The 12,759-nt window shown below is 40.9% G+C and carries 7 protein-coding genes; 6 read left to right on the top strand and 1 reads right to left on the bottom strand.

What is annotated here, in order from left to right; all coding sequences use genetic code 11:
• Window positions 1–553: 553 nt before the first annotated feature.
• On the bottom strand, window positions 554–2,749 hold the full coding sequence (locus tag ASU03_RS02230; RefSeq protein WP_057830273.1) for a S46 family peptidase: 2,196 nt from the start codon (window positions 2,747–2,749) through the stop codon (window positions 554–556).
• 318 nt (window positions 2,750–3,067) lie between these two features.
• Here ASU03_RS02230 and ASU03_RS02235 point away from each other — a divergent pair, with 318 nt between their 5' ends.
• From ASU03_RS02235 to ASU03_RS02260, 6 genes are all read left to right on the top strand, one after another.
• Window positions 3,068–4,486 carry an imelysin family protein gene (locus ASU03_RS02235; RefSeq protein ID WP_057830274.1) on the top strand — a complete coding sequence of 473 codons (1,419 nt, stop codon included), beginning with the start codon at window positions 3,068–3,070 and terminating at the stop codon, window positions 4,484–4,486.
• Between the two features lie 246 nt (window positions 4,487–4,732).
• On the top strand, window positions 4,733–6,415 hold the full coding sequence (locus ASU03_RS02240) for a di-heme oxidoreductase family protein (RefSeq protein WP_057830275.1): 1,683 nt from the start codon (window positions 4,733–4,735) through the stop codon (window positions 6,413–6,415).
• 15 nt (window positions 6,416–6,430) lie between these two features.
• Window positions 6,431–7,933: a di-heme oxidoreductase family protein gene (locus ASU03_RS02245; RefSeq protein WP_231731468.1), complete on the top strand. Its 1,503-nt coding sequence runs from the start codon at window positions 6,431–6,433 to the stop codon at window positions 7,931–7,933.
• A gap of 42 nt (window positions 7,934–7,975) precedes the next feature.
• Window positions 7,976–9,133, top strand: coding sequence for an imelysin family protein (locus tag ASU03_RS02250; protein ID WP_197411173.1), 1,158 nt, complete (start codon window positions 7,976–7,978; stop codon window positions 9,131–9,133).
• Window positions 9,134–9,143: 10 nt separating this feature from the next.
• Window positions 9,144–11,459, top strand: coding sequence for a TonB-dependent receptor family protein (locus ASU03_RS02255; RefSeq protein WP_082627165.1), 2,316 nt, complete (start codon window positions 9,144–9,146; stop codon window positions 11,457–11,459).
• Window positions 11,460–11,622: 163 nt separating this feature from the next.
• Window positions 11,623–12,759: a DUF1513 domain-containing protein gene (locus ASU03_RS02260; RefSeq protein WP_057830278.1), complete on the top strand. Its 1,137-nt coding sequence runs from the start codon at window positions 11,623–11,625 to the stop codon at window positions 12,757–12,759.

The raw sequence follows: 12,759 nt of genomic DNA on the forward strand, positions 1-12,759 counted from the left end.
TTCATGGTGCGGTAGGTAAGCCTGAAGCGTTAACCGAATTTTGTCAGCATCAACACCTTAAAAAACGTGCGGCAGTGTCTGTATGTCAAAAGCTATTCGCTTAGCTGCCAATTCATAACAAATCAAGCAGATTGATTGAGTGTAAAAACTTCAGCATGCCTGGAATTTATCAAAGTTCTTATTTTTTATAACTGCCCAGTAATTTAGTTTAATTCACATGAAAAAGCCAAGTGTCAGGCGGTTTTCCTGATAAAAATTAAATGGCTTGTGATAACCTATGATTATTATGTTGAGAGGGGTGTCTTCTACTTTCTACTTTACTACTTTATGCTACATAACCCAAAGCATGTAACGCACATCAAGGTGACTTAATTGCCGGTTTAAGTATTAGTTAAGCATTAGCGAAACAAATAAGCCCAGTTCACCTTAGTCATTGATAAAAAATCCGGCACATGGCCGGATTTTTATGTACAGGATGTACGGTATTAAGCAATTGCAGGACGCACATTTGCGATAGTTTTACATTTTTGCTAAGTTTTTACTTATTCAAGTATTACTCAACAATGTCCATTTCTTCAATTAAGTTAGTGGCGCCATCTACGTGCTCCATAACCCAAAGCATGTAACGAACATCAACGTGAATTGAACGATTTAACTTAGTATCGTAATCCCAATCACCAATAATACTTTCATAAACACCGTCAAACACTAAACCAACAAATTCAGCTTTGTCGTTAAGCGTAGGTGAACCTGAGTTACCACCAGTAATATCTAGGGTCCCTAAATAGTTAACCGGTACTGAGCCAAGCGCTTTTTTCGCGTATTCGCCGTATTGTTTGTTATTGATCAAATCTAATTGCTTTTGCGGCGCATCAAAAGGTGCCACACCAGTATCTTTAGCCACAATACCTTCAAGGGTGGTAAAAGGCGTTGCCGTTAATCCATCTTGTGGCGAGTAACCTTTAACATTACCGTAAGTGATACGCAAAGTGCTATTAGCATCGGCATATACAGGTAAATCGTTATCGTTGAAGTAAGCAATAAGCGCTGCCATGTACTTAGGACGTAATGCTTGAATATTACCCGCTAACTCTTTTGACTTATCTTCAATGGCTTTACGTTCTTTAAAGCTAGTAACCGCTAATTGAATAAAGGGGTCTTTAGAATTGTTAAAATCGGCTACTGATTTAGTCATCCAGGCTAAACGTTGTTCTTGTGAATTAAGCTGGGTATTTTTGTACATTTTACTTAACTGTTTACGTAGCTTCTGTTCATTAAAGTTTTTAGCTGTAGCATTTGTTAAAGCAAAGAACTTATCAAATGACTGTAAACGATCGGCTTTAGGTAAAGCAACGTAGTGTCTTAACATAGCGACAAGAATTTCTTGATCAATGTTCTCATCATAACGACGATCAACTGACTTCATGCCTTGTTCAAAACGGGCGATATCACGTTCTTGATAACCACGTTCACGCTCAAGGTTTGGCTTGGTGTTTTCAATGGCTAAACGGTGTAAGCTTTTAGCAGTAGATAACATTTTACTGTAACGCATATAGCCTAAGATTAAGTCGCGGGCTTGTTGCTTATCATCCATTTTAACTAACTGGTCTAAACCAGATAATGCTTTACCGTATTGTGCTTGACGCTTAGTGCTGAGGTATAACCATTTAGTTAAGTTGCTTTCAAGTTCTTGCTTACGTTGTAAAAACGAGCCTTTGTTGTAACTGTGGATCATTGAACCATAGTTTTTAGCATAGTTAGCAAGACCTGCTAGTGTGCTTTCATACTTAATACGCGCTGCACTGCCTTCTGCTGAATGAGTATGGATTAAATCAATAATCTCTTCGCGGTAAGCTTTAGCTTGTGGGTAAGTCCAAGTGAAGGTATTTTCAACTTCATAAGCAGTGCGGTAGCGGTTCGTTCTGCCTGGGTAGCCAAGAACCATGATGTAATCACCATCATCAACACTGCTTTTATTTACTTTTAAGTGATGTTTAGGCTTATAAGGTACATTGTCCTTACTGAAATCAGCAGGTTGACCGTCTTTACCTACATAAGCGCGGTAAAAACCGTAATCACCAGTGTGACGTGGCCACATCCAGTTATCAACATCGCCGCCGTATTTACCAATACTGCTCGCTGGCGCGTGTACTAAGCGAACATCACGTATAGTCAGCTGTTTAAATAAGTAATATTCTAAACCGCCGTGGAAGTTAACCACACTACAACGGTATCTATCATCATTTTCACATTCAGCCACTAATTTTTTTGAATTAGTATCAATGGTTTTATAACGATCGCTACCCGACATTTTTTCGGTAACGCCTGATTTTATTAGTTTAGTTACTTCGGTAATTTCTTCTGTGACATATATGCGACTACCGGGTGTTGCCGGTAACTCTTCAGAGAAATTTTTAGCTAAAAAGCCATTTTTTAGTAAGTTGTTTTCTGCGGTTGAGTTGTATTGCACTGAGCCGTAAACACAGTGGTGGTTAGTGGCAACTAAGCCCTGATCAGATACAAATGACGCGGTACAGCCACCAAGGCTAACAATAGCTCCCATAGGGAAACCGGTTAGGTCGGTTAAATCATTGGGGTTTAATTTTAACCCAGCTTTAGTTAATTCTTTGGCGATGGTTGGTAATTGGTTTGGTTGCCACATACCTTCATCGGCGAATGTGGTCATGCTGCTAAGCGCTAACATAGGCAGCATTACTTTTAAGGTAAGTAGCTGTTTAATTTTTTTCATAAGTTCCCTAACAAAATTTTTTAGTTGTTTTTTTAATAACTTGCCTTTGACGAAGTTACTATTTATACCAAACAAATCAATAAAGTTATTCGATTGGCATTATTAACACTGGCCAATTTTGCGCTAGTACAGTAGCCGAGTCAAAAAAACAGTCCGAAAATTGCAATAATCTGTGTAAAGAGTTTCTAAATAGTCTACTTAGCTCAAAAAATCGTAACTTTCCTGGTAAAGATGTAACAAAACGTAGACATAATAATAATAATAGTTATAATGCGAACCATTATCATTTGTAATTTACTTTTAGGGATTAAGGAAGACATGAAATTTAGCTCTTTTTCAAAAATATCTGCTGCACTACTGGTTGCGTTAAGCTTAACTGCCTGTGTTGAAGATGGCGATGACGGTACATCAGGTGTTGCTGGAGCAGAAGGTATTGCCGGCAAAAGTGGTGTTAGTACTTTTGTTACCCGTGACGATGTTATTACCACCAATGCTAACATTGCTTATGCCGCTTATGCAGATTCATTAATTAGTGCTACCACATTAAAAACAGTGTTAGAAACATTTGTTGCTGACCCGTCTAAAGTTAATTTTGCTCTTGCTAAACAAGCTTGGTTAGATTCACGCGAACCCTACGGACAAACCGAAGTTTATCGTTTCCGTCAAGGCCCTATTGATGAATTAAAAGCCGACGGCACGCTAGGTAAAGATGATGCTGGTGAAGGCCCAGAAGGTTTAATTAATGCATGGCCACTAGGTGAAGCAATAATTGATTATGTTGAAGCTGTCGATGGTTTATCTGGTCCTGAAAGTCCAGCCAATGCCGTAGGTATGGGCGGTATTATTGCGGCTAAGAAAGATGATGGCACATTTAAGTATGCAACTATTGATGCAACTACACTATCAAATCTTTTTGAGCATGGTGAAGATGGTCGTAACGTAACTACTGGTTACCACGCTATTGAGTTTTTACTTTGGGGACAAGATTTAAACAAAGAAGCGGCGCAGTCAGACTCTAAGGTGCATGATAATACCCCTGGTCAACGTCCATTCTCAGACTTTAATACCTCTGGCGCTTGTACTTCTGGTCTTGGTAATGTCATGGCAGATGAAATCTGTACTCGTCGTGGCCAATACCTAGTAACCACTGCTGAATTACTAATTAAAGAATTAACACGGGTAACTGAGCAATGGGAGCCAGTTTCTGGCGCACATTACAAAACATTTGTTGCTGGTGGTGATGTTTCTCTAGCTAAAATTCTTGAAGGCATGGGTCGCTTAAGTTTTGGTGAATTAGCCGGTGAACGTATTAATGTTGCCTTGATTGAAAACTCTCAAGAAGATGAACATTCTTGTTTTAGTGATAACACCCACAGAGATATTTTCTTAAACGCCAAAGGTGTACAAAACAGCTTTAACGCTAAATATGTGCGCATCGATGGTGAAGTGATTGAAGGTGCTTCAATTTATGACTTACTCGTAGTTGAAGGGCAGCATGAACTTGCTAATAAATTACGTGGTGCATTAGAAGCGACTATGTCAGCTGCCGCGGTTATTGATACCAAAGCGAAAACAGGTACGCCATTTGATGTCTTGATGCAAGAAGGTATTGCTCAACCAAATATTAAAGCAGTAATTGATGCACTAGTTGCACAAACTGATGATATTGAAGCAGTAATTATTGCACTTGGTGTAACTACAAATGACCTTCGAGATGATACCGAGCAAACTATTTAAAGCTTAATTTATTTAACAAATATTTTATTTGTCGGTAATGGGCTCTGGTTGAGCCCATTGTCATTATAAAAAATTATATCATCCACATAAATGAGTATTCGTTTATGTGGATTCATTCGTTTAAAGCCAAGCATGTATATACCCAAACAACCTCAAAAACCAGCCCTACGGGGACGAGTATGAATCGCTCAGCCGTCCTGAAACGAGCATATTGAAGTAGCTTGGGTATAAATTGAGAGCACAATAATGCATAAAAGCGCAGTCGTTATTTTCCTAAGTCTATTTTTACTCAGTTCCGTTTTATCAGGTTGTGGTGGCTCTGATGCAGTAGAAACAGTCACGCCAACGCCACCTACTCCAAAAGAGCCCGTACTTGACCACAGTGGTTTGACACCACTAAATATCGACGTTATTGATAAGTCTGAATACTTATCTGGTGGCGAAGCGACAACTTTTGTCAGTAATGAAAATGCTTTTAGCAGAAAGCCAGCCGCGATTATTGGTGACTTTCAATTAGACGGATTTTTTACTCAAGGTGATCACCTCTTTCGTACTCCTGATGATGACATTGGGCCTATTTTAAGTACAGGTAGTTGTCAAGGTTGTCATTTAAATGATGGTCGTGGCGTAGTCCCCGGAACACCTACTACACCGATGAGCAGTATGTTGGTTAAATTAGCCAATGGTAAAGGTGAAGCTGATCCTATTTATGGCGATCAAATTCAACCGTTTTCCATCCATGGTTTTATCGATGGTAATGCATTAAGCGCAGGTTTTTCTAAACATGATGGTTCTGTCAGCGGTGTCCAGCTTTATGGTGAAGCCTTTCCCTTTATCGTTTTTGAAACAATCACGGGTTCATATCCAGATGGTAGTGCTTATGCATTACGTAACCCAGTTTATAAAGTGCGTGATTTAAGTTACGGCGCTTTTATGGAAGATATACGTTTTTCTGCGCGTGTAGCTCCGCAAGCCTTTGGTGTTGGTTTACTTGATGCTATTCCACAAGAAAATTTACTTGCCCTTGTTGACGAAGAGGATAGCAATAGTGATGGCATTTCAGGTCGCGCTTCCATGGTGACTAATGTTTTTACTGGTGAAAAGGTCATTGGCCGTTTTGCCTACAAAGCGCAAAACCCGACAGTATTACAACAAGTCGCCGGCGCTTATAACGGCGATATGGGGGTTTCTACTAGCATTATTGCTAGTGAGCCATGTTTAGAAACACAACTTGCTTGTTTGCTTGCCGCTGAACAAGAAAACAAAACGGGTGATGAGGTTGATTTGGGTGATCATTCACTTGCCTTAGTTGAATTCTATAACCGTGTTTTAGCCGTTCCTGCCCGCCGTGGTTATGATAAAAATAGCGATATTTGGACTGAGGAAGTGACTGCTGGCCGCAAACTGTTTTTACAAGCAAATTGTAGTGGCTGTCATACGCCGCGTCATGTTACTGGTGATGCTAAAGGCAGCGAATTAGGAGAGTTAAGCTTAGGAGGCTTAACTGCTAATACCGATAGTCAGCATGCTCAAAGTATTGCGGTACTGTCAAATCAGACCATTTACCCTTATACCGATTTATTATTGCATGACATGGGTGGCAGCTGTGCAGTGACTCGAGAAACAACGGCTGGTTTATCTTGTTCAACGGGCGCAGAGTGTTTATATGTGCAGCGCTGTGATGGTTTAGCAGATGGTCTTATTCAAGGTGATGCCAGCGGCACTGAATGGAAAACACCGGCGTTATGGGGCTTAGGTTTAGTGCAAACGGTAAATAAAGGTGCAAGCTTTTTACATGATGGCCGTGCGCGCACTATTGAAGAAGCGGTGTTATGGCATGACGGTGAAGCAAAAAACTCTAAAGAAACCTTTATGAATTACAGCAAAGCTGAGCGTGAACAGCTACTCGCTTTTCTTCAATCGTTATAAAGGCGGCACTGTAGTTTGAATAAGATACAGAATAAAAAATATCTGGCTGTTAGCTTTTTGTTTATTAGTTTGTTGGTCAGCTTATCTGCTTGTGATAGCAGTGGCAGCGAATCAGCAGGGCTTCAGTTGCAAAATAGACCAGTAGAGGTACCTGCCTTTGATATCAGCGAGCAGCAACCCGCTGGTGGTATTACCCATAAACGCTTATATGCCAGTTACCTTTATCCGGGCGAAAAGCTTAGTAGTAAACAAAAACTCGATTTTTGGACTGGTTTTTCTTTTTTCCGTGACCCTTGGGTGGCAGCGCCCAGTGCTACGGCTAATCGTGATGGCTTAGGGCCATTATTTAATACTCGCTCTTGTATTGCTTGTCATACTGCTGGCTCACGCGCCAAAATCGATGAAGAAGGTCATATTTTACCTTTGTCATTAGTGGTGCGTTTAGGCAGTAAAGATGCAAGCATAACTACGGTTGATCCTATCTATGGTGGTCAAATTCAACCTCGGGCAATCAGCTACCGTTTGACAGATGCAGCGCTGGTAAAAAAATCACCTTACACCAACAACGTTGGTGAAGCTTGGTTAGATAAACGTTATGACAAAATACCGGGCAGCTTTGTTGATGGTGAGTCTTATGAATTACTTAAACCGAGTTATCAACTAACAAAGTTAGCCTATGGCGAGCTTGCACCGCATATTGGTTTATCGGTTAGGCTGGCGCCCAATATTTTTGGCATGGGTTTACTCAATGCCATTAACACTGCCGATCTACTTAGCCAAGAAGATATCAATGACAGTGATGGCAATGGTATTTCGGCAAAATATAACCGTGTGCCAAATGTTATCACTGGCACCATAGAAGTGGGGCGTTTTGGTTTTAAAGCCAAGCAACCTAATTTGCATCAGCAAGTTGCCGCGGCCTTTCGCGATGACATAGGTATTACCAATAGCAGTTTCCCTAATGAAAGCTGTACTAATACGCAAATGGCTTGTAACTATGCTGCTGAGTATGGCGGCCATAGTTTAGCTGATTTAGAAATACCGGATAATCGTCTCGACTTTACCGTCACATTTAATGAGCTGCTCGGTGTGCCACCTGCTAGAAATCTAAAAAGTAAAACCGTGCAAAAAGGTAGAACAATATTCTATCAACTGCAATGCCAGCAATGCCATAGACCAAGTTATGTCACCGATGAAAATTATCCAGTGAAGGAACTAGCCAAGCAAACTATTTGGCCTTACACAGATTTAGCCTTACACGATATGGGTGAAGGTTTAGCTGACGGGGTTTATGAGTTTAATGCCAATGGGCTAGAGTGGCGCACTGCGCCGCTTTGGGGTATCGGCTTACAGCAATATAAAACTGGTCAGCAGCGTTTTTTACATGATGGTAGAGCGCGCACTATTAGCGAAGCAATTTTATGGCATGGCGGTGAAGCAGAGTCTGCCAAACAAGCTTATGTCGCACTAAACAAACAACAACGAGATGCCTTAGTGAAATTTGTAAAGGCAATCTAGGACAATTCAAAGGAAGTTAAGCAGACAATGATGAAAACTAACATGAAATTTTTAACAAAAACACCAACTCGGTTACTCACTTGCTTGCTAGTTACTGCGGTTTTAACCGCGTGTGGTGGCTCTGAAACAATAATAGATGCTATTGATCCTGAGCCGACAACACCAGGCACCACTATCGAAGATGAGTTTGGCTTGTGGCTAACTGATTTAGCCAATAATCATGTTTTGCCAAGTTATCAAAACTTGCAAGCTAGCTCAGCTTCGCTTAGCAGCCAAACTACTGAATTTTGTACAAAAGCAAGCAATAACAATGACGATCTAGTAGTACTACAGCAATCATGGCGTGCAGTAGTAGCAAGTTGGCAAACCATTGCCTGGTTAAAAGTGGGGCCGATTGTGAATGATAATCGCATTTTTAGACTACATTACTGGCCAGATAGTAAAGACAATGTCGGTAATGGAATCGCTAACTTACTTGCTAGTAATGAAGAAATTAACCAAGATTTTATCGCCAAACAAAGTGTCGGTAGCCAAGGTTTACCCGCACTAGAGCTGTTATTATTTCCCGAAGCTAATCAAGATAGCTTGCTTAACGCCAATGATAAAGACAAGCGTTGCCAAGTGTTAACGGCGATAAGCGCTAATGTTGCCACTATCAGTGAGGTAGTAAATAGTGAATGGCAAATAGCTGGCGGTAATTATCACGCACAACTTACTCAAGGTACAGGTGATTTCAGCAGTAAAAAGGATGCCGTTGAAGAGTTAGTGACTAACTGGCTTGAGCAAATTGAACGCGTTAAAGACGAAAAAATGTTAGTGCCTTTGTCGGTTGCCAGTCCAGGCATTCCAACCATTGCCGAGCATGTATTTAGTGATGAATCAGTTCGTAGTATTCAAAAAAATATTGCCACCTTCAAAGTTATCTATAGTGCCGGTGGCGGTCATGGTTTTGATAACATCTTAATTGGTCATTTAAGCCAACAAAATATCGCTACTGAAATGTTAACAGCAATAGATAACGCCATCGATTCAGCTGATGTATTAACAGGCAGTTATGAAGACTTATTAAAAACCGATGAAGGTCGTGCGCAAATAACCGCGGCTATTGATGCCTTGCGAGCGATTAGAGATGTGCTGACCGTCGACTTTGTCCAAGCCACTGATATTAATATTGGTTTTAACTCAAATGACGGCGATTAGAGGTAAAGAAATGACAAACTTAGTAGTAGAAAAATCACCTGTAGCGCTAGCACTGACTTTAGCTTTCACCTTAGCATTAACTAGTCAACATAGTTTTGCTGCAGACGAACCAAGCCTAAATGGCGATGAAACTTCATCGGTTAAGTCATCAGCAAGTTCATCCACAAGCAAAAAAGTAGAAGTGATCAGTATTTTTGGTAGTCATAACCAACTGCAAACGGCAACCGGTTCGGCCGTGGTCATCGGTGCAGCTCAGTTAGAATTATTTGAATTTGATGATATTCACCGAGTATTGCAAGGTGTGCCCGGTGTTTATATTCGCGAAGAAGACGGCTATGGTTTACGCCCTAATATTGGTCTTCGCGGCGCGACTTCAGAGCGCAGTAGTAAAATTGCTTTGATGGAAGATGGTATTTTAATTGCGCCAGCACCTTATGCGGCACCGGCTGCTTATTATTTTCCTATGATGTCACGCATGATACAGGTCGAAATTTTTAAAGGGCCATCGGCCATTCAATATGGACCTAATACGGTTGGTGGTGCGATTAATATGGTCTCCCGCGGTATTACTGAAAACTCAGTAGAGCAGGGTGGCGAAGGCATGTTTGACTTAGCATACGGTCAAGATAACTATCAAAAAGCCCATGGTTACTTTTCGAAAAATATCGCCAGTGACAATGCTTTAACCGGCAAAGGGCAAATTGGCGTACTAGTTGAGGGCATTCATTTGGGCTCTGATGGTTTTAAAACATTGACCGATGGCCAAGGCAATTCACTCGATACTGGTTTTGAAAAAAACGAAGTAATAATGAAGCTTAACTATGTACCACTTTCATCGGGTAATGGCTCGGCTAGTAATCAGTTTTTTCAATTGAAAATGGGTTACGGTGAAGAAACGTCCAATGAGACTTACCTAGGCTTAACCGATGAAGATTTTGCTGAAAATGGCAAAGTACGTTATCTGGCCAGTCAAAAAGATAAAATGGATTGGGAACACTACCAATTTCAGTTGTCACATTATATTGAGTTAAGCGATGAGTTTAGCTTATTCAGTCAGGCCTATCATAGAGAGTTTGATCGTGATTGGGACCGGTTCAATAGCTTTGTTAGTAACCGCAGTATGCAACGTATTTTAACCGAGCCAAGTCTTAACAAACACTTTATCCAAGTATTACGTGGGGAAAGTGATACTTTTGGCAATGATGATGTCTTGGTTTTTACGCTAAATGATCGCCGTTATTACTCAAAAGGCATTGAAACTAAGTTAACTTGGGATACCAGCATTGCTGCTGCGGAAGTGATTGTCGATAGTGGTATTCGTCTGCATCAAGACAATGTTAGGCGTAAACATACGGCCCGCTATTATGATATGACATCAGGAATTATGGCGCTTAACGGCAGGCCAAGTGAGGTTATTACCCATAACGATGATACGGCGACTGCAGTTGCTGCCTTTACCAATGTTAATGCTGTGATTGATAAGTTTCATATTACCCTTGGCTTGCGTGTTGAGCACATTGAAGGTGAGGCCATTGATTATTTGCAAAATACCAGCAAAGAAAATTCTAATACGGTTTTTTTACCTGGCGCGGGTTTGTTTTATCAGTTAACCGCAGAGCATGGTTTACTGGTTGGTGTTAATAAAGGTTATGTGCCGAATAGCCCAGGGCAAGAAAGTAATGTTGCACCTGAAGAAAGTTGGAATTATGAATTTGGCTGGCGTTACAGTACAGATGATATGCAAGGTGAAGTGATAGGTTTTTATAATGATTATAGTAACCTAAAAGGTGCGTGTACTTTTTCAAGCGGTTGTACTGAAAAACTTGATCAAGAGTTCAATGGCGGTGAAGTTGATGTCTACGGTATTGAAGCATCGACCAGCATTCGTTGGCAATTAACAAATAGCTTAACTGTGCCGGTAAAAATTGCTTATACCTATAGTCAGTCGGAATTTCAAAATAGCTTTGATTCAACTTTTTCCCAATGGGGCAGTGTTAAGGTCGGCGATGAATTACCGTATTTACCTGAGCAACAATTATCAATAGAAATGGGCTTACAAGCTGAGCATTGGCAAGCCTCATTGTTATTTAAGTATGTCACTGAGATGAGTGAAGCGGCCGGTAGTAATACCGAACTTGAAGGTTTAATGACCGATGACTTAGTGCAAGTAGACTTCTCTGCTTGGTATCGAGTTAATGATCAGATAAAGCTATATGGGAAAGTTGATAATATTACTGATGAAGAAGTGATTGTTTCACGTCGTCCGTTTGGCGCCCGTCCAGGTAAACCTAGGCAGGTAATCGTCGGTGTTAAATATAGTTTTTAGGGTGTTCGTTTAAATGCTTCTTGCGTTTTTTATCAGAAGTGAGGACGAGGGGATATCTAGTGAAGCTATGATATTTTCCACGCGCCTCGCTCAAAACGTATTTTATTAAAACAAGAGCTTAATTCAAACAAGCGCTTAATTTGCAGTAACAGAAGATAAGCATATGATCAGTCGTCGAAAATTTTTATTAGGCCTAGGTGCTGTTGGGGCTGTTAGCGCCATTGGTACTATGAGTGCGCTCAATACTTTACCCCTTACTTCATTATTTAATGGCTGCAAACACTGGCTAGTAAGTGGCTGTAGTGATAATAAAGGTAATTTTTTTGCTGCCGCTTTTGATTTAAGCGGGCAATTAATTAGTAAAGTTGCCCTACCTGCCCGTGGTCATGAGGTGATTGCCATCAAAAGCAAACCTGGCCATGCGTTGGTGTTTGCTCGTCGCCCAGGTGATTTTGTCTTGGAGATAGACTTTAATCGTGGTGAAGTGGTTAATCAAATAGCCGTTAGTGCCGGTCGACGTTTTTATGGTCATGGTGTGTTGATAGCAAACGATAGTATTTTATTAACGACGGAAAATGATTACCACAGTGGCAAGGGGCTAATTGTTTTACGTGATAGAAAAACCCAACAGATTATTGAACAATATGATTCGGGTGGTATTGGCCCGCATCAGTTAGCAATTATGCCACATTCCAATGAACAGCAGATTGTCATTGCCAATGGTGGTATTCAAACCCATCCAGAGCAAGCGCGTAAAAAATTAAACCTTAGTTCTATGGCACCCAACCTTGCTTATATGGCGTTAGGCTCAGGTCACATTGACGGCAAGTTTGAGTTGGACAATAAGCAGCTCAGTATTCGTCATTTAGCGGTTAGTTCACAAGGTAAAGTGGTCGCAGGATTGCAATATCAAGGGGCTTCAACCGATGAAGTGTCCCTTGCCCTGTCACATCAGGGTGAAGAGCAGTTAACCTTACTCAAGGCCGATACTGATACTTGGCGTAGTATGAAGCAATATACTGCCAGTGTCTGTATCAATAGTGACAGTAACACCGTGATGATTACTTGCCCTAAAGCAGACTTACTGACTTTTTGGCAACTAGACTCTAATGAGTTTATTGCTAGTCATAAACTCAAAGATGCCGCAGGGGCAACCTTAATCGCCGATAATTTTATTGCCTCAACCGGCAGAGGCCGTGTTATTTCACAAAGTGAGCCACTAAAACCTTATCAAGTTAGCGGGGATTTTAATGATATACGTTGGGATAATCATATGGCGGCCATTCAAGCCTCAAGTTAG

This window comes from Colwellia sp. TT2012, assembly GCF_001440345.1.
In the GTDB taxonomy this organism is placed as follows: Bacteria; Pseudomonadota; Gammaproteobacteria; order Enterobacterales; family Alteromonadaceae; genus Colwellia.

Excerpts from the sequence above, each read along its gene's own strand:
- ASU03_RS02230 (WP_057830273.1), bottom strand. The coding sequence starts at position 2,749 with ATGAAAAAAATTAAACAGCTACTTACCTTAAAAGTAATGCTGCCTATG.
- ASU03_RS02235 (WP_057830274.1), top strand. The coding sequence starts at position 3,068 with ATGAAATTTAGCTCTTTTTCAAAAATATCTGCTGCACTACTGGTTGCG.
- ASU03_RS02240 (WP_057830275.1), top strand. The coding sequence starts at position 4,733 with ATGCATAAAAGCGCAGTCGTTATTTTCCTAAGTCTATTTTTACTCAGT.
- ASU03_RS02250 (WP_197411173.1), top strand. The coding sequence starts at position 7,976 with ATGAAATTTTTAACAAAAACACCAACTCGGTTACTCACTTGCTTGCTA.
- ASU03_RS02255 (WP_082627165.1), top strand. The coding sequence starts at position 9,144 with ATGACAAACTTAGTAGTAGAAAAATCACCTGTAGCGCTAGCACTGACT.
- ASU03_RS02260 (WP_057830278.1), top strand. The coding sequence starts at position 11,623 with ATGATCAGTCGTCGAAAATTTTTATTAGGCCTAGGTGCTGTTGGGGCT.